This is a genomic window from Acidiphilium sp. AL (assembly GCF_025499445.1).
Taxonomy (GTDB): Bacteria; Pseudomonadota; Alphaproteobacteria; order Acetobacterales; family Acetobacteraceae; genus Acidiphilium; species Acidiphilium iwatense.
This window is the reverse complement of the sequence record NZ_JAIMBZ010000008.1, coordinates 44,971-70,388: the sequence shown is the minus strand read 5'-3', so window position 1 is coordinate 70,388 and position 25,418 is coordinate 44,971. Positions and strand designations below refer to the sequence as shown.

26 protein-coding genes and 1 pseudogene are annotated in these 25,418 nt (G+C 62.8%); 15 read left to right on the top strand and 12 right to left on the bottom strand.

Annotated elements, in window-relative coordinates:
- Positions 1–26 precede the first annotated feature (26 nt).
- The 3 genes from AiwAL_RS07730 (at position 27) to AiwAL_RS07720 (ending at position 1,230) form a co-directional block, all read left to right on the top strand.
- Positions 27–542 carry a GNAT family N-acetyltransferase gene (locus AiwAL_RS07730; protein WP_262312460.1) on the top strand — a complete coding sequence of 172 codons (516 nt, stop codon included), beginning with the start codon at positions 27–29 and terminating at the stop codon, positions 540–542.
- 62 nt (positions 543–604) lie between these two features.
- Complete coding sequence (locus AiwAL_RS07725; RefSeq protein WP_235703897.1) at positions 605–841, top strand: type II toxin-antitoxin system Phd/YefM family antitoxin; 237 nt, start codon at positions 605–607, stop codon at positions 839–841.
- Positions 841–1,230 (top strand): type II toxin-antitoxin system VapC family toxin, encoded by a 390-nt coding sequence (locus AiwAL_RS07720; protein ID WP_262312459.1) that lies wholly within the window; start codon positions 841–843, stop codon positions 1,228–1,230. Before AiwAL_RS07725 ends, AiwAL_RS07720 begins: the two co-directional genes overlap by 1 nt.
- A 3-nt stretch (positions 1,231–1,233) precedes the next feature.
- Here AiwAL_RS07720 and AiwAL_RS07715 read toward each other — a convergent pair whose 3' ends face one another.
- Positions 1,234–2,484, bottom strand: coding sequence for an NRAMP family divalent metal transporter (locus AiwAL_RS07715; RefSeq protein ID WP_262312458.1), 1,251 nt, complete (start codon positions 2,482–2,484; stop codon positions 1,234–1,236).
- 126 nt (positions 2,485–2,610) lie between these two features.
- On the opposite strand from AiwAL_RS07715, the gene cysS reads away from it, so the two are divergent.
- Genes cysS through hutC form a run of 5 tightly spaced genes read left to right on the top strand, consistent with a single transcriptional unit; the run spans position 2,611 to position 7,844 of the window.
- Positions 2,611–3,960: a cysteine--tRNA ligase gene (gene cysS / locus AiwAL_RS07710; protein ID WP_235703894.1), complete on the top strand. Its 1,350-nt coding sequence runs from the start codon at positions 2,611–2,613 to the stop codon at positions 3,958–3,960.
- The gene (locus AiwAL_RS07705) at positions 3,957–4,754 is read left to right on the top strand and encodes an RNA methyltransferase (RefSeq protein WP_235703893.1); all 798 of its coding nucleotides are present in this window, start codon (positions 3,957–3,959) and stop codon (positions 4,752–4,754) included. The genes cysS and AiwAL_RS07705 overlap by 4 nt, the downstream gene beginning before the upstream one ends.
- 28 nt (positions 4,755–4,782) lie before the next feature.
- Positions 4,783–6,186 (top strand): aspartate ammonia-lyase, encoded by a 1,404-nt coding sequence (locus tag AiwAL_RS07700; RefSeq protein WP_262312457.1) that lies wholly within the window; start codon positions 4,783–4,785, stop codon positions 6,184–6,186.
- Positions 6,183–7,043 (top strand): glycosyltransferase family 2 protein, encoded by an 861-nt coding sequence (locus AiwAL_RS07695; protein ID WP_235703891.1) that lies wholly within the window; start codon positions 6,183–6,185, stop codon positions 7,041–7,043. The genes AiwAL_RS07700 and AiwAL_RS07695 overlap by 4 nt, the downstream gene beginning before the upstream one ends.
- A 48-nt stretch (positions 7,044–7,091) precedes the next feature.
- Positions 7,092–7,844, top strand: a complete 753-nt coding sequence (hutC, locus tag AiwAL_RS07690; RefSeq protein WP_235703890.1) for a histidine utilization repressor — start codon at positions 7,092–7,094, stop codon at positions 7,842–7,844.
- Here the strand turns inward: hutC and hutU are convergent.
- From hutU to hutI, 4 genes are read right to left on the bottom strand one after another with little or no spacing between them, the layout of a single operon-like run.
- Positions 7,834–9,504, bottom strand: a complete 1,671-nt coding sequence (gene hutU, locus AiwAL_RS07685; protein WP_235703889.1) for a urocanate hydratase — start codon at positions 9,502–9,504, stop codon at positions 7,834–7,836. The two genes, hutC and hutU, sit on opposite strands and share 11 nt — an antisense overlap.
- The gene (gene hutG / locus AiwAL_RS07680) at positions 9,498–10,343 is read right to left on the bottom strand and encodes an N-formylglutamate deformylase (RefSeq protein ID WP_262312456.1); all 846 of its coding nucleotides are present in this window, start codon (positions 10,341–10,343) and stop codon (positions 9,498–9,500) included. The genes hutU and hutG overlap by 7 nt, the downstream gene beginning before the upstream one ends.
- Entirely contained in the window at positions 10,340–11,878 is a 1,539-nt protein-coding gene (gene hutH / locus AiwAL_RS07675; protein WP_268920185.1) for a histidine ammonia-lyase, read from the bottom strand. Before hutH ends, hutG begins: the two co-directional genes overlap by 4 nt.
- The gene (gene hutI / locus AiwAL_RS07670; protein ID WP_407932533.1) at positions 11,875–13,014 is read right to left on the bottom strand and encodes an imidazolonepropionase; all 1,140 of its coding nucleotides are present in this window, start codon (positions 13,012–13,014) and stop codon (positions 11,875–11,877) included. The genes hutH and hutI overlap by 4 nt, the downstream gene beginning before the upstream one ends.
- A 154-nt stretch (positions 13,015–13,168) precedes the next feature.
- Between hutI and AiwAL_RS07665 the strand changes: the two genes are divergently transcribed.
- Both AiwAL_RS07665 and AiwAL_RS07660 read left to right on the top strand, forming a co-directional pair.
- Entirely contained in the window at positions 13,169–14,533 is a 1,365-nt protein-coding gene (locus AiwAL_RS07665) for a formimidoylglutamate deiminase (RefSeq protein ID WP_316044771.1), read from the top strand.
- Between the two features lie 89 nt (positions 14,534–14,622).
- Positions 14,623–15,999 (top strand): cytosine permease, encoded by a 1,377-nt coding sequence (locus tag AiwAL_RS07660; RefSeq protein WP_235703886.1) that lies wholly within the window; start codon positions 14,623–14,625, stop codon positions 15,997–15,999.
- Here AiwAL_RS07660 and AiwAL_RS07655 read toward each other — a convergent pair.
- Both AiwAL_RS07655 and AiwAL_RS07650 read right to left on the bottom strand, forming a co-directional pair.
- Positions 15,981–17,159, bottom strand: coding sequence for a pyridoxal-phosphate-dependent aminotransferase family protein (locus tag AiwAL_RS07655; RefSeq protein WP_407932531.1), 1,179 nt, complete (start codon positions 17,157–17,159; stop codon positions 15,981–15,983). The two genes, AiwAL_RS07660 and AiwAL_RS07655, sit on opposite strands and share 19 nt — an antisense overlap.
- Positions 17,160–17,546: 387 nt before the next feature.
- Entirely contained in the window at positions 17,547–18,329 is a 783-nt protein-coding gene (locus AiwAL_RS07650) for an IclR family transcriptional regulator (protein ID WP_262312453.1), read from the bottom strand.
- 154 nt (positions 18,330–18,483) lie between these two features.
- Between AiwAL_RS07650 and AiwAL_RS07645 the strand changes: the two genes are divergently transcribed.
- From AiwAL_RS07645 to AiwAL_RS07630, 4 genes are read left to right on the top strand one after another with little or no spacing between them, the layout of a single operon-like run.
- On the top strand, positions 18,484–19,776 hold the full coding sequence (locus tag AiwAL_RS07645) for an ArgE/DapE family deacylase (RefSeq protein WP_235703883.1): 1,293 nt from the start codon (positions 18,484–18,486) through the stop codon (positions 19,774–19,776).
- A gap of 47 nt (positions 19,777–19,823) precedes the next feature.
- The gene (locus AiwAL_RS07640; RefSeq protein ID WP_235703882.1) at positions 19,824–20,039 is read left to right on the top strand and encodes a hypothetical protein; all 216 of its coding nucleotides are present in this window, start codon (positions 19,824–19,826) and stop codon (positions 20,037–20,039) included.
- 43 nt (positions 20,040–20,082) lie between these two features.
- Complete coding sequence (locus AiwAL_RS07635; RefSeq protein ID WP_235703881.1) at positions 20,083–21,585, top strand: sodium:solute symporter; 1,503 nt, start codon at positions 20,083–20,085, stop codon at positions 21,583–21,585.
- A gap of 30 nt (positions 21,586–21,615) precedes the next feature.
- The gene (locus AiwAL_RS07630) at positions 21,616–22,239 is read left to right on the top strand and encodes an NUDIX hydrolase (protein WP_262312452.1); all 624 of its coding nucleotides are present in this window, start codon (positions 21,616–21,618) and stop codon (positions 22,237–22,239) included.
- 120 nt (positions 22,240–22,359) lie between these two features.
- Here the strand turns inward: AiwAL_RS07630 and AiwAL_RS07625 are convergent, their stop codons facing one another.
- The 4 genes and pseudogenes from AiwAL_RS07625 to AiwAL_RS07610 form a co-directional block, all read right to left on the bottom strand.
- Positions 22,360–23,304, bottom strand: a complete 945-nt coding sequence (locus AiwAL_RS07625; RefSeq protein ID WP_235703879.1) for a glutathione-independent formaldehyde dehydrogenase — start codon at positions 23,302–23,304, stop codon at positions 22,360–22,362.
- Between the two features lie 67 nt (positions 23,305–23,371).
- Positions 23,372–23,554 (bottom strand): ferritin-like domain-containing protein, encoded by a 183-nt coding sequence (locus tag AiwAL_RS07620; protein WP_235703878.1) that lies wholly within the window; start codon positions 23,552–23,554, stop codon positions 23,372–23,374.
- Positions 23,555–23,691: 137 nt separating this feature from the next.
- Positions 23,692–23,802 (bottom strand): hypothetical protein, encoded by a 111-nt coding sequence (locus tag AiwAL_RS20370; RefSeq protein WP_329603564.1) that lies wholly within the window; start codon positions 23,800–23,802, stop codon positions 23,692–23,694.
- A 123-nt stretch (positions 23,803–23,925) separates the two neighbouring features.
- A pseudogene (locus tag AiwAL_RS07610) lies at positions 23,926–24,228 on the bottom strand (DJ-1/PfpI family protein); the annotation flags it as partial.
- A gap of 278 nt (positions 24,229–24,506) precedes the next feature.
- On the opposite strand from AiwAL_RS07610, the gene AiwAL_RS07605 reads away from it, so the two are divergent.
- Entirely contained in the window at positions 24,507–24,815 is a 309-nt protein-coding gene (locus AiwAL_RS07605; protein ID WP_262312451.1) for a plasmid stabilization protein, read from the top strand.
- 26 nt (positions 24,816–24,841) lie between these two features.
- Here the strand turns inward: AiwAL_RS07605 and AiwAL_RS07600 are convergent, their stop codons facing one another.
- Positions 24,842–25,264 (bottom strand): PRC-barrel domain-containing protein, encoded by a 423-nt coding sequence (locus tag AiwAL_RS07600; RefSeq protein WP_262312450.1) that lies wholly within the window; start codon positions 25,262–25,264, stop codon positions 24,842–24,844.
- Positions 25,265–25,418: the final 154 nt, after the last annotated feature.

Sequence of the window (25,418 nt, the reverse complement as noted above, 5' to 3'; positions counted from 1 at the left end):
CGAACGACGATGAGGAAAGAGTGACGATGGCGGATGTGTCGATCCGCGCCCGTGAATCGGGGGATATGTTGATTCGCGCCCGTGAACCGGGCGACGCCGAGGCTATCGCGACGCTGATGAACCTGCCGGGCGTGCGGTTCGGCACGCTGCGCACGCCGTTCGTTTCGGTGGAATTCGCACGGACATGGATGGGCTATCCGGTCGCCGCCGCGCTGGTAGCCGAACGGGGCGGGCAAATCGTGGGCACCACGTCATTGATGCGTGGCGAAGGGCGGACCGCACATTCCGCCTCGATGCTGATTTTCGTGCACGACGATCATGTCGGCAGCGGGGTCGGCAGCGCGCTGATGGCGGCGCTGCTCGATCTTGCCGATAATTGGCTTGGACTCCGACGTATCTCGCTGACGGTAAACGCCGACAATGCGCGGGGCATCGCGCTCTACCGGAAATTCGGCTTCGAAGTGGAGGGGGGTTTGCGCGACGAGGTGCTGCGCGATGGCGTGTTCATCGACAGCTTGGCGATGGCGCGGTTGCGGTTGTGATCGGGCTTGCGGCGGCAGATGAAATGGACTAAGTCTAGTCCGGTCGAAATCGAGATTAAGCGATGAACGCGATCAACATTCACGCCGCCAAAACGCAATTGTCCCGGCTGATCGATGAGGCCGAGGCCGGGCATGAGACGATCATTGCGCGGGCCGGCAGACCGGTGGCCAGGCTGGTGCCGTTGAACGCGGTCGGAACGAAGCGGCGGCTGGGAATTCTGGCGGGAAAATTCCGGGTGCCGGATGATTTCGATGCGCCCCTGCCGGATGATGTGCTGGACGGTTTCGAACCACGCTGATGCGGGTTCTGCTCGATACCCATGTGCTGATCTGGACGTTGGTGGAGCCTGACCGGCTGGGCAAAAGATGGCGGACGGATATCGAAAACCCGGCCAATACGGTTCTGTTCAGCGCGGTCAGCATCTGGGAAATCGCGATCAAGGCGCGGCTCGGGCGGGTCGATTTTCCGGTTCGGCCGGAGGAAATCGCGGCGGCGGCGGTTGAAAGCGGGTTTGCCGAATACCCGGTGACCGCCGCGGTCGCCGCGCTGGTGGCAGGGATCACAGTGCGGCATCGCGATCCGTTCGATCACCTTCTTCTCGCCCAGGCGATGGCCGAACCGGCACGGCTGTTGACCGCCGACGCCGTGCTTGTGCCGTATTCCGAGCTGGTGACGCTGATCGGCTGAAGCTCAGAACAAACCGGCGCCGGTCAGCCCGCCATAGACGCCGAGGCCGGCGGTAACGACGGAGAGGAAAATCGTCAGGCCCATATACCAGCCGCGCAGCTTGAGATGCGCGGGCAAGGCGTGCAGGCCGAGCATGATCAGGAAGCCGAGCACCAAAGGCAGCAGCAGGGCGTTCATCACCTCGACCGCGATATTGAGGATGACGAGGTTTGGCACGACGGCGACGAGCACGGCACCAAGGATCAGGCAGGCGGCATAGACGCCGTAGAACCATTTGGCTTGCAGCGGGTGGTCTTCCAGCGAGCGGCGATAGCCGGCGACCTCGCCGAGGCCCCAGGCCAGCGCCAACGAGGCGACGATCGCCGCGACCAGCCCGGCGCCGAGCACGCCGATGCCGAAGACCAGTTTTCCAATTGTGACGCCGAGATAGGGCGTGAGGGCGGCGGCAATGTCACCCACGGAATTGAGGCTGGCATTGGGGTTGTGCGCGCCGATGGTCGCCGCCGTGGCGACCAGGACGGCGGCCATGACGAGCTGGGTGATGACCGCGCCGATCGCGGTGTCCCAGCGGGCATATTTGAAATCCGCCGGGCCGAGTTTTTTATCGGCCACCGCCGATTGCTGGTAGAAGATCATCCAGGGCATGATGACGGCACCGATATTCGCCGCCACAAGGTAGAGATAGCCCGGATTGCCCAAAGCGGGTTGGAAGGTTTGCGTCGCGATCGCGTGCAGGTCGGGATGCGAGACGAAGGCGATGCCGAAGAACACGAATTCGAACAGGCCGAGCGCGATCGCCACCCGCTCCACCCTGCGGTAGGAGCCGGTGAAGGCGACGACCAGGAGGAAGACGACCGCAAGGGTGAGGGTGACGGCGCGGGGCACGCCATAGAGTTCGCCCACGCCGGCGACGCCCGAAAATTCCGACAGAAGCGCGCCGACGGTCGCGACCGCGAGGCCGCTTGCCGAGAGCCACGCCCAGCCTTTGCCGAACGTGTCGCGGATCAGCTCGCCATGGCCCTTGCCGGTGAAAATACCCAGGCGGACCGTGAGTTCCTGCACGACATAGAGGATCGGCATGAGCAGGAATTGCAGCAGCAGCAGACGGTAGCCCCAGGCGACGCCGGATTGCGAGGCGGTGATGATGCTGCCGACCTCGGTATCGGCCAGCATGACGACGATGCCGGGCCCCAGCACGGCGAGAAAAGGCAGACGCGAGCGGCTCTGCTTCGGGCGGGTCACGGTCTGCGACAAGGCGTACTCCATCAGAGATGATAATGAGAACTATTCGCAATTTCTGTCGAAATGGATACAGGACCGGTTTAGTCCTGTCAACGGAGGCCGGTTGACTTCCGATGATCCGCGGAGGAAATCGCCGCCATGATCGAGATCAGGCTGCACAACACCAAATCAAGGCGGCGCGAGGCGTTCGTGCCGATCGATCCCGGCCATGTGAAGCTCTATGTGTGCGGCCCGACCGTCTATGACCATGTGCATATCGGCAATGCGCGGCCAGTTGTGGTGTTCGACGTGCTGGTGCGACTGCTGCGGCAGGTGTTTCCGCGCGTAACTTACGTGCGCAACATCACCGACATCGACGACAAGATCAACGCGAAGTCGCGCGAGACCGGCGAGGCGATCGCTTCGATCACCGCACGCACGACCGAATGGTATCATCGGGACATGGCGGCACTGTTCGCGCTGCCGCCGGATATCGAGCCGCGCGCGACCGGCCATATCGTCGAGATCGTCGCGATCATCGAACGGCTGATCGAGCGGGGCCACGCTTATGAAGCGGAGGGCCATGTGCTGTTCGCGGTGAAATCCGACGCGGAATACGGCGCGTTTTCCGGCCGCAGCCCGGACGAATTGCTCGCCGGAGCGCGGGTGGATGTGGCGCCCTACAAACGCGATCCGGGCGATTTCGTGCTGTGGAAGCCATCGACCGGGGAGCTGCCGGGATGGGACAGCCCATGGGGACGCGGCAGGCCGGGTTGGCACATCGAATGCTCCGCGATGAGCTGGAAGCATCTCGGCGAGAGCTTCGACATCCATGGCGGCGGAGACGATCTGATCTTTCCGCATCACGAGAACGAGATCGCGCAATCGACCTGCGCGTTTCCCGGTTCGGGCTTCGCGCGCTACTGGCTGCACAACCGAATGCTTCTGGTGAACGGCGAGAAAATGTCGAAATCGCTCGGCAATTTCATCACCGTCGGACAGGCCCTAGAACGGGCGCCGGGCGAGGTGATCCGGTTTCTGCTGTTGAAGACGCATTATCGCAGCACGCTGGATTTTACCGATGCGGCACTGTTGGAAGCCAAACGGGAACTGGATCGGTTCTATCGGGCGCTGGCGGCACATTGCGATTGGGCGGTGGCGAATACGGTTCCCGACTCCGTGTTGTTGCCGCTCGCCGACGATCTGAACACGCCGGGGGCGATTGCGGCGCTGCACACACTGGCCGATGCGGCGCTGGCGGGCGACCGGAATGCGGCATCGTCGCTGAAGGCGGCGGGCGCGATTCTGGGTGTTTTCAATCATCGGCCCGCAGACTGGTTTCGGGGCGACGATGCGGATACCGCGCGCATCGAAGCGGCGATCGCCGAAAGGATTGCCGCGCGCCGCGCCAGGGATTTCACCCGCGCCGATGCGATCCGCGCGGAACTTGCCGATAGCGGCATCATTCTGGAGGATAGCCCGGCGGGCACAAGCTGGCGGCGCGCATGACCGGACGCGACGAAGGCGCCGATCTTTACCCGATCGATCCGTCGCCGGTGGTTATCCTGGTGCGGCCGCAGCTTGCGGAGAATATCGGCTCGGTCGCGCGCGCCATGGGCAATGGCGGCTTGTTTCACCTGCGGCTTGTTAGTCCGCGCGATGGCTGGCCGCAGGATCGGGCGTTTCGCACCGCTTCGGGGGCGGTTCGGATTCTCGAAGCGGCAAGCCTGCACGAAACAGTCGCCGATGCGGTGGCCGACCTGCATCGCGTGTTCGCGACCTGTCCGCGGCCGCGCCATATCGTCAAGCCTCTGCTTACCGCGCGAGGTGCGGCGGCGGAATTGCGCGCGATCGGAGCACGCGGGTTGCGCATGGGGCTGCTGTTCGGCCCGGAACGCGCGGGGCTCGACAATGACGACATTGCTCATGCCGACAGCCTGATCCGCTATCCGCTCAATCCGGGCTTCATGTCGCTCAACCTCGCGCAGGCGGTGATGGTGATGGCCTATGAGTGGTGGATGGCCGGCGAGGCGGTGCCCTCGCGCGTATTGCAGACCCACAAGACCCGCGTGGCCACCAAGAGCGAACTCGAGAATTTTCTCGCCCATCTGATCGCCGAATGCGATGCGTCCGGCTTCCTGCGCAACGCGCCGAAACGGCCTGGGATGGTGCGCAACATCCGTCATTTCTTCCAGCGCGGCGAAGTGACCGAGCAGGAGTTGCGCACATTGCATGGCATCGTCACCGAATTGGCGCATGGGCACGGCCTTCGGGCCCGCGACTCCGGCATTGAAACAGGGTAGAGAAATTAAATTCCAAACGGGGGAAAGCATGTCTCGGATCGATCACGACAGCCTTGGCAAAATCGAGGTTCCAGGCGATGTCTATTGGGGTGCGTCCACCGCACGCGCGTTGCGCAATTTTCCGATCTCGGATCTCACCATCGGCCAGCACCGGCATCTTCTGGTCGCTTTCGCCATGGTCAAGACCGCGGCGGCGCGCGCGAACGCGCGGCTCGGCAAGCTCGACCCGGTGATCGCCGAAGCGATCGACAAGGCGGCGCGCGAAATCATCGACGGGAAATGGCACGATCAGTTTCCGGTCGATGTCATCCAGGGCGGGGCGGGAACCTCGACCAACATGAATATGAACGAGGTGCTGGCCAATCGCGCCTCGGAACTGCTCGGCGGCGTACGCGGCGATTATCGGGTGCATCCGAACGATCATGTGAATATGTCGCAATCGACGAACGATACCTATCCCACGGCGGTGCGGCTCGCGGTTCTGCTCGGCAAGGATGCGCTCAGCGACAGGCTCGACCAGCTCGCCACGTCCTTCGAGCGGAAGGCCGGCGAATTCGCCGATGTGGTGAAGCTCGGCCGCACCGAGATGCAGGATGCCGTGCCGATGACGCTGGGCCAGGAATTCGGCGCTTTCGCGACCACGGTGCGCGAGGATATCCAGCGGCTCGACGAAGCCGCCAAGCTGCTCACCGAGATCAATCTCGGCGGCACCGCGATCGGCACGCGGATCAACGCCGATCCGGCCTATGGTCCGTTCGCGATCGAATCGCTGTCGCGACTCAGCGGGATCGAGTTCGTGCAATCGTCGAACCTGCTCGAAGCGAGCTGGGACATGGGCGCCTTCATCATGTTCTCGGCGGTGCTCAAGCGGATCGCGACCAAGATATCGAAAATCGCCCATGATCTGCGGCTGCTGTCGTCGGGTCCGCGCGGCGGATTCGGCGAGATCACGTTGCCGGCCATGCAGCCCGGCTCCTCGATCATGCCGGGCAAGGTCAATCCGGTGATTCCCGAGATGATCAGCATCGTCTGCTTTCAGGTGATCGGCCATGATCTCGCGATCACCATGGCGGCCGAGGCCGGCCAGTTGCAGCTCAACGCGTTCGAGCCGCTGATCGCGCATAATACGCTGAACAGCATGAAGCTGATCCGCAACTCGGTCGAGGTGTTCGCGACGCTGTGCGTCGACGGGATTCAGGCCAATCCCGAAAATTGCATAAAGCATTTGGAGGCGAGCACGGCGACGGTGACTGCCCTGGTGCCGTATCTCGGCTACGAACGCGCCTCGGCGGTGGCGAAGATGGCGCTTGCGACCGGGCGGACGGTGCGCGAGCTGGCCGCCGAGGTGATGCCCGGCGCCGATCTCGACACGATTCTCGACGCCAAGGCATTGGTGGGCGAGGTGATGCGGACCCGTGCGCCGGCGCCGTGAAACCGCTCGCGGTTATCTGCAAGTTCTACAACGAGCCGGTGCATCTGCCGCTCTGGCTCGGGCATTATCGACGCCAGGCTGGTCTCGAGAATTGCTATCTGCTCGATCACGGCACCGATGATGGTTCGGGGGCGGCGGTTGGCGGCGCGCAGGTCGTCCGGCTGCTGCGCTCGGCGCAGGACGACTATCGCCATCTGGCACTCATCCGGCTTTTTGCGGGTGAACTTCTGAAGCGTTATCGCTACGTTCTGCATGTCGATATGGACGAGTTCGCGGTCGCCGATCCGGCGCGTTATGCGAGCCTGACCGATTATGCGGATCGTTGCGAACGCGATGTCGTCTCGTTGATCGGCCTCGAATTGCAGCATGTTTACGATCGCGAGCCGGTTTTCTCGGCGGAGCGGAAAGTGCTGAACCAGCGCCGCTATGCCTGGTTTCACAGCCCGATGTGCAAGCCGGCACTGACGCGGGGACCGCTGGACTGGTCTCCGGGATTTCATTGCATGCCATCCGATACCGTGTTCGACGGTCTTTACATGTTTCATCTGCGCTATTTCGATCGCGATGCCGGGATACGCCGGCTGCACCGTTCGCGCAGCCAGCCCTGGTCGCACCCGGATCAGGCAGGCCATCAGCGATTGAGCGATGAAGACTGGCTGCGCATGTTCGAGGGCTTCGGCGCCGCCGGGCGGCTGAGCGACATCCCCGCGGACGAAGCGACACAAGAGATGCGCGCCTGCCTGGATGCGGTTATCGCGAGCCGCATCGGCCGCGAGAGCGAAACCTATCGCATCGATCTGTCGATTCAGGGGCCGAGATTATGGCGGATACCGGATCGATTTTCCGAGGTTTTCTGATCGGAATATTGGACGGCGGCGATTGTCGCCGATATGATCGCCGGTCAGATGACCGATAATGTAACCGATCCGGCATTCGGAAAGCCCCGTCCGCTCTACGAGCAGGTCAAACGCAATATCGCCGCGCGCGTCGCAGCCGGCGATTGGGGCGCGGGCGCGCGCCTGCCATCGGAGCACGAACTGACCGCGCATTTCGGCGTTTCGCGCATGACGGTGCATCGCGCTTTGCGGGAATTGTCGACGGAAGGCGTGGTTTCGCGGATTCAGGGGGTCGGGACCTTCGCCGCCGAGCGCAGGCCGCGCCAGGAATTTTTGCGAATCCACGACATCGCCGAGGATATCACGGCGCGCGGGCACACTCATCGGATGCGACTGATCGCGCTGGAAGCGGTGCGGGCGACGCCGACCCAGGCGATCGGGTTCGAGCTGCGGCCGGGTGCGAAAATCTTTCATTCCACAGTGCTGCATTTCGAGGACGATGTGCCGGTGCAGCTCGAGGACCGTTTCGTTTCGCCGAAATTCGCGCCCGATTATCTCAATGCCGATTTTTCGCGGGAAACCACGGCGCGTTATCTGCTGCGCCTCGGCCCGGCGACCGAGATCGAGCACACCGCCTATGCGGCGACGCCGGCGCCGGCGGTGCGCGCACTGCTCGAGTTCGGGCCGGCGGACGATGCCGCTTGCCTGGTGCTGCTGCGCCGCACCTGGAGCAACGGCATTTCCGCGACGCAAAGCGAGTTCATCTACCCAGGCTCGCGCTACAGCCTGGGCAGCCGGGCTTCGACGGTGATCACCGCGTGAGGAAGGGCAGGTCGAGTGCGTGGGTGCGGGCGCAGTCGATCGCGGTATCGTAACCGGCATCGGCGTGGCGCATGACCCCGGTGGCGGGATCGTTCCAGAGCACGCGGGCGAGGCGCTGCGCCGCCGCTTCGGTGCCGTCGGCGACGATGACCATGCCGGCGTGCTGCGAATATCCCATGCCGACACCGCCGCCATGATGAAGCGACACCCAGGTCGCGCCCGAGGCGCAGTTGAGCAGCGCGTTGAGCAACGGCCAGTCCGAGACTGCATCCGATCCGTCACGCATCGCCTCGGTTTCGCGATTGGGACTCGCAACCGAACCGGAATCGAGATGATCGCGGCCGATTACGATTGGCGCCGACAATTCGCCGCTCGCCACCATTTCGTTGAAGGCGAGCCCGAGGCGATGGCGATCGCCCAGGCCGACCCAGCAGATTCGCGCGGGCAGCCCCTGGAAGGCGATGCGTTCGCGTGCGAGATCGAGCCAGTGGTGCAGATGGGGATTGTCCGGGATGAGTTCCTTCACCTTGGCGTCGGTGCGGTAGATATCCTCGGGATTGCCGGACAGGGCCGCCCAGCGGAATGGCCCGATGCCCCGGCAGAAGAGCGGGCGGATATAGGCGGGCACGAAACCCGGAAAATCGAACGCGTCGGCGACGCCGACATCCTGCGCCATGGCGCGGATATTGTTGCCGTAGTCGAGCACCGGGATTTTGTTCCGCCAGAAGCCGAGCATGGCGCGGACCTGCGCGGCCATGGATTGTTTGGCGGCTTCGGCGGTGCCGCGTGGATCGCGGACGCGGCGGTCTTCCCATTCGGCGACGGTCCAGCCGGCGGGAAGATAGCCATTGACCGGATCATGCGCCGAGGTCTGATCGGTGACCATGTCGGGCCGCACGCCGCGCGCGAGAAGGTCAGGAAAAATTTCGGCGGCATTGCCGAGCAGGCCGACCGAGACCGGCTTTTTGCTCTTCGTGGCGTGGCTTATGATCGATAGCGCTTCATCGAGCGTGCTGGCCTGAACGTCGAGATAGCGGGTGCGCAGGCGCATTTCGATGCGCGAGGGCGAGCATTCGACGGCGAGCATCGAGGCGCCGGCCATGGTCGCGGCGAGCGGCTGAGCGCCGCCCATGCCGCCCAGGCCGCCGGTTAGTATCCAGCGGCCCGAAAGATCGCCGTCATAATGCTGGCGGCCGGCTTCGACGAAGGTTTCGTAGGTGCCCTGAACGATGCCCTGCGAGCCGATATAGATCCAGGACCCGGCCGTCATCTGGCCGTACATCATCAGGCCTTTGCGATCGAGTTCGTTGAAATGGTCCCAAGTCGCCCAGTGCGGCACCAGATTCGAATTGGCGATCAGCACGCGCGGCGCATCCGCATGAGTGCGGAAGATGCCGACCGGTTTGCCTGACTGGACGAGCAGCGTCTGGTCGGCTTCGAGCGATTTGAGCGCGGCGGTGATACGGTCGTAGCTCTCCCAGTCGCGTGCCGCACGGCCGATTCCGCCATAGACGATGAGTTCCTCGGGACGTTCGGCGACATCGGGGTCGAGATTATTCATCAACATGCGCAGCGGCGCTTCGGTGAGCCAGGATTTGGCGCTCAGAATGTTGCCGTGCGGCGCGCGGATGGTGCGGGCATTGTCGATTCGGGTCAGCATGATGTGTCTCCGGGTCGGCGGACGATCGGGAAATCGAGACAGGCGCCGATGATGGGGATGAGCAGGTCGCGAATTGTCCTGGCGCGGTCTGAAGAATAGGGCGGCGGCCAGTTGGATTCGGTGATGGCGTCTTCGGGTTCGTCGATATAGGCGCGGCAGGCGAGTTCGAGCTGCACGGTGTGAACGCCGGCTTCCGGCGCGGCATAGTGCCTGGTGATGTAGCCGCCCTTGAAACGCCCGTTCACGATGTGATCGAACGGACTGGCGGCGCAGAGAGCGACGATTTCGGCGACCAGCGCGGGCGAAGCAGTGACGCCGCCATTCGTGCCGATATTGCAGACCGGGAGCAAGCCGTCGAACAGGCGCGGAATCCGCGAGCGGATCGAATGGGCGTCGAACAGCACGATCTGGTCGTGGGAATCGCGAAGGCGGGCGATCTCGCGCGCCAGTATCGCGTGATACGGTTCGAAATAGCGCACGCGGCGGCGGGCGATTTCCGCGTCGTCCGGTTCCTGGCCCTCATTGTAGAGCGGCGCTCCATCGAAATCGGTGAGCGGGCAGAGCGAGGTGGTCGCCATACCGGGATAGAGCGAGACGCCGCTGGGAACGCGATTGACGTCGATCACGCTGCGCGACATCGTGGTGCGGATGATGGTGACGTCGCGGTCTTCAGCAAAATCGTAGAGTTTTTCGAGCCACCAATCGGCGTCGGCGAGCGTTTGCCAGCGCGAGACGAAACGCGGCGCGAGATCGTCCGGGATATCGGTGCCGGTATGCGGCAGACTCAGGATCAGCCGGGAGTTTCCTGGGCGGACCGTGATGAAATCGGTGCCGGTCATCGGAAATCGCGCTCCAGATCGATAACGGAATCGCCGGCGACCGCCCGGACCAGCGCACCTCTCTCGATCAGTGCCTGGGCGGCAGCGATATCGGGGGCTGCGAGCCGGTCGTCCTCCAGTTTCGGCACATCGGCGCGCAGCAAGGCGTGAGCGCGCGCGAGGGTTTGGCTGGTTTGCAACGGTGCCAGGCAATCGAGACCCTGGCTGGCAAGCAGATATTCGATGCCGAGAATCGCGGCGAGATTGTCCGCCATGCGCAGCGTGCGCAGCGCGCCGTGCGTCGCCATCGAGACGTGATCTTCCTGGTTGGCGGAGGTCGGAATGGAATCGACGCTGGCGGGATGTGCCAACATGCGATTTTCCGCGGTGAGCGCGGCGGCGGTGACATGGGCGATCATGTAGCCGGAATTCAGCCCCGGATTTGGCGTCAGAAACGCCGGCAGGCCGGAATGGGCGGGATCGACCAGGAGTGCGATGCGGCGCTCGGCGATCGAGCCGGCTTCGGCGATGGCGAGAGCCAGGATATCGGCGGCGAAGGCGATCGGTTCGGCGTGAAAATTGCCGCCGGAAATCACCTCGTTCTGGTCTGCGAAAATCAGTGGGTTGTCGGATACGCCATTCGCCTCGATCGTCAGCGTGCGCGCGACATTGGCGAGCAGGTCGAATACCGCGCCCATCACCTGCGGCTGGCAGCGCAGGCAATACGGGTCCTGCACGCGCGGATCGCCGATGCGATGAGAGTCGCGAATGTTACTTCCGGTCATGTAGTCGCGCAGAAGGCGAGCCACCGCGATCTGTCCGGCATGGCCGCGCAGGGTGTGGATGCGTGCATCGAACGGCGCATCCGAGCCGCGCGCGGCATCGGTGCTGAGCGCGCCGGTGATCAATGCGCTGTCGCAGAGATGCTTTGCGCGAAACAACCCGGCGAGTGCGATGCCAGTCGAAACCTGGGTGCCGTTGAGGAGGGCCAATCCTTCCTTCGGACCGAGAACGATGGGCGCGAGGCCGGCTTCGTTCAGCGCCTGAGCGGCGGGTTTGCGTACGCCGCGCGCGACCACATCGCCGATCCCTAACAGACCGCATGTCAGATGGGCGAGCGGTGCGAGATCACCGGACGCGCCGACCGAGCCTTGCGCGGGGATGACCGGCATTATGTCGTGATCGAGCAGCGCCATCAGCGCATCGAGCGTTTCGGAGCGCACGCCGGAGGCGCCATGTGCAAGACTCGTCGCCTTCAGCGCGATGATCAGGCGAACGACCGGCGCAGGGAGGGGATTGCCGACGCCGCATGCGTGCGACAGCACGAGATTGCGCTGCAATTGGGCAAGATCGGCGCGGTCGATCCGGGTGGAGGCGAGCCGTCCGAAGCCGGTATTGATGCCGTAGACCGCATCGTCGCGCGCGACGATGCGTGCCACCGCCGCCGCGCCGGCTTCGACGGAAGCGCGGCAGGACGGATCGAGCGAGACGGCTTCGCCTTCAAGGATGGCGCGCCAATCCGCATAGCGCATTTGGCCTGGCGTTAGAACGATCATGCGTCGAAACCTTTCAAGATGCGCCGATGCAGGGGAGCGGGGCCGATCCACCCTAGGACCGAGGCTGGATCGTCTTCGTCCCAGATTGCGAGGTCGCAGGATTTGCCTGCTTCGATCGTGCCGGTTTCGGCGGAGACGCCAAGGGCCATGGCGGCGTTGCGCGTGATGCCAAGCCAGGCTTCCTCGAGCGTAAGACCGAAAAACACGCAGGCCATATGGGCGGACAGACGCAGCGAGAGGATCGGCGAGGTGCCGGGATTGCAATCGCTGCCGATGGCGATCGCGCAGCCTGTGCTGCGCATCGCATCGACTGGCGGCATTCTGGTCTCGCGGAGAACGTAATAGGCGCCGGGCAGCAGGACCGCGATGGTGTTGGCGCTTGCCATCGTCGCGATGCCGGAGGCGCTGGCGTATTCGAGATGATCGGCGGACAGGGCGGCGAATCGCGCGGCGAGGGCGGCGCCGCCGAGATCGCTCAACTGGTCCGCGTGCAGCTTCACCTTCAGGCCATGGGCCTGGGCGGCAGTGAACACGCGCGCGATCTCATCGGGTGCGAAGGCAATGGATTCGCAAAACCCGTCGACCGCATCGGCGAGGCTTTGCTCGGCGATACGCGGGATCATGCGGTCGCAGATCAACCCGAGATAGGCTTCGCGGGTGAGGTCGGGCGGGATCGCGTGGGCGCCGAGATAGGTCGCGCGGACGCGCATGGCCGCTTCGGCTTCCAGCGCGCGCGCGGCCGCGAGCATGCGGAGTTCGGTCGCCTCGTCGAGCCCGTAGCCGGATTTGATTTCAATGGTGGTGACGCCTTCGGCCTTCCAGGCGGACAGGCGTTTCGCGGCGGAGTTTTTCAGTTCGGCTTCGGTCGCAGCACGGGTGGCGCGCATGCTCGCCACGATGCCGCCGCCGCCGCGCGCGATCTCCGCATAGGTCTCGCCAGCCAGACGGCGCGCGAATTCGCCGGAACGATCGCCGGCGAAGATCAGATGGGTGTGGCAGTCGATCAATCCCGGCGTGATCAGGCGTCCGGCGCAGTCGATCGTATCGCCGGCGACAAGTCCGGCCGGCTGCTCGGCGCGGCTGCCGCACCAGACGATGCGCCCGTTCGCCGTGGCGATTGCGCCGTCGCCGATCATGCCGAGCCCGGCCCGGCCCGGCGCGCAGGTGGCGATTCGGGCGTTGGTCCACAAACGATCGCACTCCAAATTTTTCCTCCTGACAGCGTCGCGTGAGTTGTATATACAACTGAACCCGACGAATGATCAACCGGGTGCGGGAAGGAAAGCGGACATGGTGCGGAGGCTCTGGTTTGCCTGGGCGTGGCTTGATGGAGACTGGCGCGAGAATGTCGCCGTCGCGATCGACGATGCGGGACGGATTGCCGAGGTCGAGACCGGGGTTTCTCCGGCAGGAAGCGAAGCCGTGCCGGGAATTGCCCTGCCGGGATTGCCCAATCTGCACAGTCACGGATTTCAGCGGGCGATGGCCGGTCTGGCCGAGCGAGGCCAGCGCCCCGGTGAGGATTTCTGGTCCTGGCGGCATGTGATGTACCGGACCGCCAACGAATTCGATCCCGACGAGATCGAAGCGGTTACCGCCATGGCCTATGTCGAGATGCTCGAAGCGGGATTCACCGCGGTTGCCGAGTTCCATTATCTGCACCACGACAAGGATGGCACACCCTATGCCAACCGGGTGGAACTTGCCGGGCGGATCGTCGCGGCAGCGCGGGCGAGCGGAATTGGGCTCACCCTGCTGCCGTGCCTCTACAGCGCGGGCGGAATCGGGCGTGTCGCCGAGCCGGGGCAGCGGCGATTCATCAACGGTATCGACGGGTTCTGCCGGTTGCATGAGGAAACGGCGTCGATGCTCAGGTCCGAAATGCCCGGTGCGGCGCTTGGTGTGGCGCCACATTCGCTGCGCGCCGCGCGCCCCGAGGATGTCGCGCGGATCGCGGCGCTGTTTCCCGCCGGGCCGATCCATTGTCATGCGGCGGAACAGGTGGCGGAGGTGGATGACTGCGTCGCCGCTCTCGGCGCGCGGCCGGTCGAGTGGCTGCTGGACCATGCCGGGGTCGATGCGCGGTGGTGCCTGATCCATGCGACGCATATGGGGGCGTCCGAAACCGAAGCGATGGCGCGGTCGGGCGCGGTCGCCGGGCTTTGTCCGCTCACCGAAGCCGATCTGGGCGACGGTATTTTCGACGGCGCGCGGTTTCTCGAATCCGGCGGACGGTTCGGAATCGGCAGCGATTCATTGATCCGCATCGATGCGGCGGCGGAGCTTCGTCAGCTCGACGGGTCGCAACGCCTGCGCGACCGGCGCCGGGTGGTGCTGAGCCCGAACGGTTCGGCGGGCACGGCACTATATGCGGGCGCGCTGCGCGGCGGTGCGCAGGCGCTGAATCTGCCTGTCGGCGCGATCGCGCCGGGAGCGCGGGCGGATATCGTCGTGCTCGATCGCGACGGTACCGATCTTGCCGCTCTGCCGCCGGGATTCTGGCTCGATCAGTTTGTATTCGTCGGCGGCTCGAAGCTCATCGATCGGGTCTATGCCGCCGGGCGCGTTGTCGTGGAGCAGGGGCGGCACGTCGCCCGCGAGGCGGCGGTGGCGCGGTTCCGGCCCGTGTTGCGCCGGCTCGCCGCCGCGCTGTGACCGGATTGCATAGACATGCAAATAGATATTGACGGTGCAGCGCGTCATCGTGCTTGATAGCGTTGCCGAATCGTAAAGGACTCAACCCGATGTTTGAACGACGCGCCATCGATCGAATTCCCGAAACCGAACGCCACGGCCGTCCGGCTTCGCTGTTCACGCTGTGGTTTTCCGCCAATATGCAGATGACGACGGTGGCGACCGGGCTGGTCGCCGGATCGCTGGGGCTGGGGCTTGCCTCGGGGATGGTCGCCATCGTGCTCGGCAATGTGCTCGGCGGCGTCTTCATGGCCTATCACGCGGCGCAGGGACCCAAACTCGGCATTCCGCAAATGATCCAGTCCCGCGCGCAGTTCGGCGTGCTCGGCGCGAACCTGCCGGTGTTTCTGGTGATCATCCTGTATCTGGGCTTCTTCACCCTGAGCGCCATTCTCGGCGGCGAGGCGGCGAGCGCATTGCTCGGCGTCCCTCCCGCGCTGGGCATCGTCATTGCCGATATCGCCGCCTTCGTTCTGCTGATTTTCGGCTACGATCTGATCCATCGCTACGAACGCATCGTGGCGCTGTTGTTTCTGCTGGTATTCGCGATCGTTACGGTCGTTCTGATCGGCGACTATCACCGCTCGGTCCTGGCGGCCGGCAAGCCGGCGCCGGTCGCGATGATCGTGCTCGGTATTTCGATTTTCGCGACATGGCAGATCACCTACGCACCTTATGTCGCCGACTATTCGCGCTATCTGCCGGCAAAAACCTCGTTTCTGTCGAGTTCGGCCTATACCTATCTCGGCTCGGTGCTCGCCTCGATCTGGATGATGGCGCTGGGGCTGGTGGCCGGGCTGATCGCGAGCAAGGCGGCAAATGCCGATACGACGCTATATTTCGCCGGGCTGCTCGGTTCGTCCTGGCGCTGGCTGATGCTGCTGGTGATTCTGCTCGGCATCACGGCGGCGAATGTGCTCAACCTGTATGGATCGGCGATGTCGGCTGCGACCATTCTGACCTCGGCCGGAGAAAACGGGTTGACCCGCAAGGTTCTGGCGAACGGCATGGCGCTGCGGATCGGGGTCGGAGCACTCGCCGCGATCATCGGCAGTGCGCTGGCGATTTCCGCAAGCGGCAATTTCGTCGGCGCGATGACGAATTTCTTGCTCTTGCTGCTCTATGTGTTCGTGCCATGGACGGCGATCAATCTGACCGATTTCTATCTGGTGCGGCGCGGCAGCTACGACATCGACGCGATCTACGATCCTGCGGGGGTTTACGGCACGATCAACTGGCGCACCATGGCGATCTACGGGATCGGCATTCTGGTCGAGATCCCGTTCATGAATGCCGATCTCTACGAAGGGCCGATCGCCAAGGCTCTCGGCGGTGCCGATATCAGTTGGATTCTCGGGCTGATCGTGCCGTCGGTCCTGTATATTCTGGCGAACCGGCGGATGCGGATTCAGGCGGTGGCGAGGTAGTCGATCGCCGAATCCACCCCGCCGCTTGCATGGGGAATATCGGCGAGGCGAAGCGACATTTCCACCACGCCGAGCGTGCCGAGCAGCATCGGCTCGTTGAGATCGCCCATATGACCGATGCGAAAAACCTTGCCGCCGAGCGGATCGAGACCGCTGCCGAGCGAGACGTTGAAACGATCATAGGCGATCGCGCGCACCGCTTCGGCATCGTGGCCATCGGGCATTTTCACCGCGGTCACTGAATCCGACCGGCGCTTCGGATCGGCGCAGAAGAAAGCGACGCCTTCATTGCCGCTCCAGACCGACACGGCCCGGCGTGTGGCTTCCGCAAGACGATGATGGCGGCGCCAGACCTGTTCGATCCCTTCCGCTTCGATCAGCCGCACCGCCTCGCGCATGCCATAGAACGGAGCGATCGGCACGGTGCCGGTGAAGCTGCGATGCCGGCGGGCGCGCATTTTCGTCCAGTCGAAATAAAAGCGCGGGAGGGTCGCGCGGCCATGCGCTTGCAGGGCTTTTTCGCCGACCGCGGTGAATGCCAGACCCGCCGGCAGCATCAGGCCTTTCTGGCTGCCACCGACCACGGCGTCGATTCCCCAATCCGCCATGCGGAATTCCAGCGAGCCGAACGAGGAGATGGAATCGACGAGGAACAAGGCAGGATGATTCGCCGCATCGATCGCGGCGCGGATTTCGGGAAGCGGCAGACTAACGCCGGTCGAGGTTTCGTTATGGACGATGCAAACGGCCTTGATTGCATGGGATTTGTCGGCGGCGAGGCGATCGGCGATCGCCGCGATGTCGGGACCACGTCGCCAGTCGGTTTCCGGCATTTCGACGGCAAGGTCGAGATTCTTGGCCATCGCCCCCCAGGTCCGGGAGAAATAGCCGCAATCGGGCATCAAAATACGGTCGCCCGAGCAGAAGAGGTTTTGCAGCGTCGCTTCCCAGGCGCCGTGGCCGCTCGCGGTGTAGATGAACACCTCGCCCGCGGTGAACAGCAGGCGCTTCAGGCCGGCGATGGCGGCATCATAGACGTCCAGAAAATCATCGGCCATGAAATCGACGGTCGCTTGATTCATCGCGCGCAGCACGGAATCGGGGATGTTGGTCGGTCCCGGATTGGCGAAGAACAGGCGTCCCGGCTTTCGTTTTGTCATGTGTTTCATTCCCACTCGATTATTTTACTCATCAGTCGGTAATATAGGCGACAATTGGTGCTTTGAAAAAGGATCGAACGAGCCGTGCCGCCCGGCTTGATCCACGGACGGCCTTTCAGGCCCTTCAACCGTGTGATCTGGTCACGCTGCGCCGCCACAACCCCACTTCAGCTCAGACACATCGCCCAGCAGTTCCACCAGCAATGCTTCCAGTTCGGCACGGGATAGGTCGGACAGATCGGCGGGCGGTGACATGAAATCACTGAATCGTACGCAGCCGCGTCGGCGCAAGCCAAATATCGCCGCTTCCCCAGGTTTTGCCCCGATTACATCCGGGCGGGTCTCCGTATCACGCCCGAAATCCCGACCCGACCAGCAATCGCCGGTTCACCGCATGACGGCGCCGATTTCCTTCGCGGCGGCAACGAGAAGCTCAAGGCATCTCGATTCTTCCGCACCGGCGAGACGGGGCGTCAGGGTGGTAATGCTGATCGTGCCTAGCAATTGACCATCGCGGTCGAAAACCGGTACCCCGAGTCCCGCGAGCCCGAGCACGAAATCGTCGATGGCGAGCTCCCAGCCCTGACCGCGAATACGCTCGGATTCGGCCGTGAGAATCTCCGGATCGACCTGACTGAGCGGCGTCCGCTTCGTGAGATCGCCCGATAGCGCATCTCGCCGCTCCTCCGGCGAGATGAAGGCCAGAAGCGCGCGCGGGCCGGCACCGCAATTCAGCGTCGTCCTGCTGCCGACATTGGTCCAGGCGACATCGATGCTGAAATCGCCGGATCGCACGCGCTCGATGCAAAGCGCCATTCCTTCGCGATAAACCCAGAGAAACGTGGTGCAGCCGGTGTTCATCGCGACCCTGGCGAGTTGCGGTGCCGCGACGTTGCGGAGTTCCCGCCCGGTCTCGACCGCGGCGCCGAGTTCGAGCACCGCCGCCGACAATGCATAGCGCAGCGTTTCCCCGTCGTGCTCAACGAGACCGTTCAAAGTCAAAGTCTGCAGAAGACGCCGGGCGGTTCCCTTATCCAGGTCAGTCAACCGGGCGAGTTCGCTCAGCGTCAGGCGCGGCTTCGCCGGACTGAAGGCGCGCAACAGGCGAATCGCCCGCTCCACCGCTCGGACGAGTGGCACGTTCGGCTTCGTCTGGTCGGAGTTTTTCATGCTTCGATTATATATCGTGTCATCTATTGACACAACATATTATTAGTTGACATATCTTTGCGGCACTCCTTATGGTTCCGATCAACAGCCGAGCCAAAAGCAGGTCGGGCGAAGCGTTCTAGCCGTGAACGCCGAGAATGAGGGATCGTTTGGAATGGCATTGGATCGGGAACTCGCGAGACACATCGTCGCTTCGGTCGATGCCGGGTTTGCGGAGCAGATTGAATTCACCAAATCGCTCATCCGTTTCCCCTCGACGCGCGGCAATGAGCACACGATCCAGGATTTCGTCTTTGGCGCGCTGCGGGACCGAGGCTATGCGATGGATCGGTTCGCGATGGAGCCCGATGCGATTGGGCGGCATGTCGGCGGTGCGCCGTTCTCGGACCAGCATTCCACCGCGCCGATCGTCGTCGGCATTCATCGTCCCCGCCGGGAGACCGGACGGTCCCTGATCCTCCAAGCCCATGTCGATGTCGTCCCCACCGGCCCATCGGACATGTGGCGCACTCCACCGTTTGACCCGGTTATCGAGGGCGATTGGTTGTTTGGCCGCGGGAGCGGCGACATGAAAGCCGGACACGCAGCGAATATCTTTGCGCTCGATGCTCTGCGCCGGGCAGGGCTTCAGCCCGCGGCAACGGTTTACGTGCAATCCGTCGTCGAAGAGGAATCGACCGGCAACGGCGCCTTGATGACCCATCTTCGCGGATACAAGGCCGATGCGGTTCTGATTCCCGAACCGGAGGACGAAAAACTCGTCCGCGCGAATGTCGGTGTTCTGTGGTTCGATGTCGAAGTCCGCGGCGTGCCCGCGCATGTGCGGGAAATGTCCGACGGTACCAACGCGATCGACGCAGCCTATCGCGTCGTGGCGGCGCTTCGGGCGATCGAAGCGGATTGGAACGCCCAAAAAACCGGACGGCCTCATTTCGAGAATGAGCCCCATCCGATCAACCTGAATCTCGGAAAAATCCAAGGCGGGGATTGGGCTTCGTCGGTGCCGAGCTGGTGCCGGATCAGTTGCCGCATCTCGATCTATCCCGGCATCACCGCAGCGGAAGCCGCCCGCGAGATCGCCGAATGCGTTGCCGATTTCGCGCGCTCTGATCGGTTCCTGGCCAATAATCCGCCGCGGGTGACATTCGGCGGGTTCTATTCCGAAGGCTATGTTCTCCAGCCCGGATCGGAGGCCGAGGCGGTTCTGGACCGCGCGCATGAAACGGTCATCGGCAAACCGCTCGAGAGTTTCATGACGGCCGGCTACCTCGATACGCGCGTCTATGCGCTTTACGATCAGGTTCCGGCACTCTGCTACGGGCCGATCGCACGCAGCATCCATGCGGCCGACGAAAGCGTCAGCCTGCCTTCCGTCGAACGGATCACCAAGACGATGGCTCTCTTCATCGCCGAATGGTGCGGTCTCGAATCCGCCGAATCGCGTTAGTTATTCCGCCCCACTTTTCCCAGAACGTCAACGACATGAGGATCAGGATGATCGAGGAAGAAGCCGAGCTGAGACGGTCGCTGCCCACCGCGATCAAGATCTGGTTTGCATTCGATTTCATCGTCTGCTGCTTTCCGCCGATCTACCTTGCCTTCAGCGGTCGCGGTCCTCTGCCCAATCTGCCGCTTTCGGTCGGATATTTTCTATTCGCCGGGTTGTTCGTGACATTGAGCATCCTCGCCGCGTATCGGATGAGCGCGTGAAAATCCATCGGACGCAGAAGGAATTGAAAAAGGAAATGTCCCGATGCTGGTGACCTTTGGTGGCCTTGCGGCATTTTTCGCCGTCGTGGTGATCTACCTTCAGCTCTCCTACAGGAAGGACAAAAATTTCGCGGAGTATGCGGTCGGCGGCCGTTCCTTCGGCGCGTTCTTTCAGTCGATGTCGTTTCTCAACACGTGGTATCCAGGCGCGATCTTCATCGCTTTCGGCGGTCTTGCGGTCCAGGCCGGCGTGCTGAGCTTCTATCTTCTGCTCTACAGCCTGCTCACGATCGTTGCGATGTATGCGATCTCGAACCGGGTCTGGCTCTGGGGCAAGCGTTTCAATCTATACACGCAACCCGACCTCTTCGCACTCCGATACGGGACGAAGAACATTCGCCTGTTGATCGGCGTCATCGGCATCGTTTCCCAGTTTCCCTGGATCATTCTTGGAATGAAGGCACTGGGCATGCTGTTCTACTATATGGCGCTGAAGAGGATCGATTTCACCGTGGCCGTCATTCTCGGTGTGGTGCTGATCGTCGTCCGCCAATTCTGGACCGTGCAGATGGGCATGCGCGGCGTCGTTATCTCGGACATGGTGCAGGGTGTCGTATCCTATATCGGCGGAACGCTGCTGATCCTTGGATTGATCGGCTGGCTGCTGCTCTCGCAAGGCACCTCCTTCGCCGCTCTTCACGCGGGACTTTTCGAAATTCCCGGCGAGCACTCGAAACAGGGGCCGCTCTATCTCTTTGCGCTGATCTTCACCGGCGCGCTCGGGGGCTGGTGCTGGCCCGGCATTTTCGTTCGGCTGTTCACCGCCAACAGCGTCGATGCGATGAAGAAAGCGGCAGCCATCGCCGCGCCGATCTCCTTCTTCTTCGCCGGCGCGCTGATCGTTCTCTCGATGCTTGCGGCAAATCTTCCCGCCGTCACCAAATCGCCCGATGCGATCTGGTTCATCGTGAATCAGCAAGCCGGCGGTCTGGTTCTGCTCTCGGTTGCTGGAATCGTCATCCTTGCATCGACCATGGGCAATATCGACGGCAACATCCAATCCACCGGCGCGCAGGTCGCCAATGACATTTTCGGCAACTACGTCGAGCTTAGCGAGACATCGAAAGTGGTGATCGCGAAGATCAGCATGATCGCGATCACGCTGCTCGGAGCGTGGATCGCGACGCTGAAACTGCCCCAGCTCTTCAATGTCGCGGTGATCGGCTACCAGGGGATCATCCAGCTCGCCGTTCCGCAATTCCTCGGCATTTTCTGGATGAGGGGGAATAGGCAGGGTGCCTATGCGGGTACGATCGTCGGGTTCGTTCTCGCGGTCGCTCTCACGCTGCAATATCCCGAATTCATCGGACCGCTCTGGGGCGTGACATCGGGGTTCGTTGCGCTGCTGGCAAATCTCGCCATCTATCTCGCCTGTGCCTATTTGTTTCCCCATGCGGACACTGAAGCGCGGCGGGTTCGCTCGCTGTTCGGCGAAGTTGAATTGCCCGCGCGTCAGGCGGCACCGGTCAGCCTGCGGTCCATGTGAAGCGGCAACCGGAACGAACCGGATTCAGTCGTGACCATTGCCCACCATACCACCGGAATCGCGCCCGTCACGCCTCGTTCCGCCGCGAGCCTGCTCGTGTTGCGCGGCGGTGCGGCCGGCGCGGAGGTTCTGATGGGAAGGCGGAGCGCAAACCATCGCTTCATGCCGAACCGGCTCGTGTTTCCCGGAGGCGCTGTCGATCCCGGCGACACGTCCGCTCCGGCGGAGAGCGAGCTTTCTCCACATGTATTCGACCGCCTTCGGTTGCATGTTGGCGCGGGACTCGCCAGGGCGCTCGCAATCGCGGGTACGCGTGAACTGCATGAGGAGACGGGGCTTTCCCTGGGCGTGCCGCCCCGTCTGGACGCGCTCGACTATATCTATCGCGCGATCACGCCGCCCGCCTCGCCGGTGCGGTTCGATGCGTTTTTCTTCACCGTTCCGGCAATTCGTGTCACCGGCACGATCGCCGGCTCGGGCGAACTCAAAGAACTCCGCTATTACGGGATCGAGGAGGCGCTCGAACTCGATCTTGCCTTCGTAACGCGTGCCGTGCTCGGGCATGCGCGGCAATGGCTGGCGCTCGGCGCGACGGAACGGATCGCCCTGGGGCCGGTGCCCGTGCTGCGCGAGCAGCGCTGGCGTGAGTCATAGAGCGTGATTGACTTTCAGTCGATCACGCTTGTCTTATGACATCCCCGCTCCTTCGGACAAAGATGAGGTACCGCCGGCGAGGTACGAACTCACCGGCGGCAGGAGGGGATGGATCGTAGATCACGCCGCTCTGAGAACCACCTTGGTCCAGCCGTCATCGCGGTTGTCGAAATGCTTGTAGGCGGTCGGCGCCTCGCTCAACGGCAATTCGTGCGAGATCAGGAATGACGGCTTGGCCCGATTCCGCTCGATCGATCGGGCCAGATAGCGATTATAGGCTTTCACGTTGGCCTGTCCGGTGCCGAGCTTCTGGCCCTTGAACCAGAACTTGCCGAAATCGAACGCCATCTTGCCGCTCTGTTCCAGCTTGGTCGGCGCTTTCGGATCGCTCGGCACGAACACGCCGACCACCCCGATCCCGCCGCTGGCGCGCACCGACTCCACCAGTGCGTTCATCGTCAGGTGATTGCATTCACGCCCGTGATGATCGTGACACTGATAGCCGACGCATTCGCAGCCCCGGTCGGCCCCCGCGCCATTGGTCTGCTGCAGAACCTTCTCGACGGCCTGCTCGTCGGAATCATCGATCGGGATGGCGCCGATCTGCTCGACAAGCTTCAGCCGATCGGGGTGCCGGTCGACCACCATCACCTGCGACGCGCCTTTGACCATCGCCGAATACGCTGCTATCAATCCGACCGGTCCGGCGCCATAGATCACGATCGACTCGCCCGGCTTCAGCCCGGAAAGCTCGGTCGCGTGCCAGCCGGTCGGCCAGATATCGCTGAGCATCACATAGTCGAGCTGTTTCTCCTCGGTGTCCTTCGGCAGCACCAAACAGTTGAAATCGCCATACGGCACCCGCAGCAACTCCGCCTGACCGCCGCTGTACGGACCCATGCCGGCAAACCCATAGGCCGCGCCGGCGGTTCCCGGATTGCAGGTGAGGCAGAAGCCGGTCAGCCCGCGCTCGCAATTCTCGCAGAACCCGCAACCGATATTGAACGGCAGGCATACCCAGTCGCCTACCTTCACCCGATCGACCGCGCTGCCAATTTCGATCACCCGGCCGAAGTTTTCGTGCCCCAGAATCCGGCCGCTTTTTCCTCTTCCAGGGTCTGCTGGAACAGGCTCACGCAGTCGGTGTGGCCCAACGCCTGGCCAGCGCGATCAGCGTGCCGTACCGGCTGATCTCGTAATGCTCGACCGCCTGCGCGGACGAGGCCATCCCGACATCGAGCACGCTCGGATCGGCGATATCGCTCATCACCTCCTTCGCTTCGGCGGCGATGCCGTCGATCGCGGCACACGTCACTCCTTTGACCAAGCGGAAATACCTATGCGGCGGGTGACATCGTGGAGAGTCGTTTCAAGTCGAGGCTTCGGAAACATTTGGCTTCGACAATAAAAACGGAAAATCTCATGGATTTCAGGCCTTTGTTCCAACCGCGCTCAAGTCGCATGCCGCGCGCCCGACTGTTCCAGAAGGGCGATGAAGGCTTTGTTGAAAGCCGGCAGATCGTCCGGCTTGCGCGACGACACCATGTTGCCGTCGGTCACCACCTCCTGATCGACCTACGGGATTCACACATTTCATAAAATGTATGTAAATCAACGGATTGTAACCGATATTCCGATTTGATCCCGTTATGTGTTCTCTATTATGAGCACTTCAGATCATGTACTTTAATCTGGCTTCGGCGAAATTTTTTCGGGTTGATTCTTTGCCGCAAAGAGATGTGTGCATACCGTAGCCTGATCGACCCAATGGGCGCCGGCATTGCGCAGATCGGTCTGCAGCGACGGCCAGGAGGTCATGGTGCGGCCACGCACCGCGTCGGCCTCGATTAATGTCCACGGACCATGGCAAACCACCGCGATCGGCTTTCTCTGCTTCGCGAAATGCTCGACGAACGCGACCGCCTTCGACAGCGTGCGCAACTGATCGGGATTGGCGACACCGCCCGGCAGCATCAGCGCGTCGAACTCCTGGGTTTCGCATCGGCTAGGTGTTTAGTCCCAGCATGTGATGGTTGGGCTGGACGTTGAAGATGTCCGGTTTGGCTTTCCAGAGCCGCTCGATGGCCATGGTCATTCTCCTTGTCAGGGCGTGGGGTCACGGGTTTGGGAATCTCTGGGCGGCGGCGGGCATTCTCAAGGCCGTTCCAGGCAAATTGCCCATTGTTCATCGGCGGGACAAACGAATGAAAGGCAATCCGCGCCGCCCCGGACCATCATCAAGCGATAGTCAATCCAAGGAGGATGCCATGCCGCGCGGCGACAAATCCGCCTATACCGACAAACAGAAACGCAAGGCCGACCATATCGAGGAGAGCTACGAAAGTCGTGGCGTCGCCGCGCCGGAAGCGGAACGCCGGGCCTGGGCCACGGTCAACAAGGAAAGCGGGGGCGGCAATAAAAGCGGCTCCGGCGTCGGCAAGCCGGAAAGCCATGCCGCATCGCGCAAGGGCGGAAAAACCGGCGGCAAAGCCGCTGCGTCACGCCCCAGGACGGAGAGTCAGGCAAGCGCGAAACAGGCGGCGCGGACCAGGAAGGACAATAAATCCGGCTTCTGAAATCCGCGCTCCCGAAGTAATGCCGCCTACCGATCCGCGGTTCCTGGCGTAATCCCATAGTATTGGTCGACTTCGTGGCCATAGATTCCGTTCGACCAGTCGGGTGTCGCGCTGGTGGCATAGGCCGGGCCCCGCTCCAGCCGGTCGCGGTCGAGATTGACGATGTAGCCGCCTTGCCGTTCGTCGTATTTCAGCAATTGCCACGGCAACGGGTGATAATGCTCGCCCAGGCCGAGAAAACCGCCGAACGACATGATTGCGTAATGCACCCGGCCGCTGCGCTTGTCGATCATCAGGTCATAGATCGAGCCGATCGAGTCGCCCAGTTGGTTATAGACATTGGTGCCGTTCACCTTGCTGGCGGCGATCATGCTCGGCGTTTCGCTCAGCGATATGTCGCCGGCCGTCGTGCCAGTTCGCGGCGGCGTGGTGGGATCGAAGCTGCTCATCTGCGTTTCCTTCGTTGGTTCGTTGGGGGTTGCCGCCAACTCACCCTATCTCAGTCGCCGGCAGCCGAATTTCGATGCTCCCGCAGATGAAACTATGGTTATGATCGTGACTATCCCGCACCGTTCACCCAAGATAGCATCTATACCATTGCGC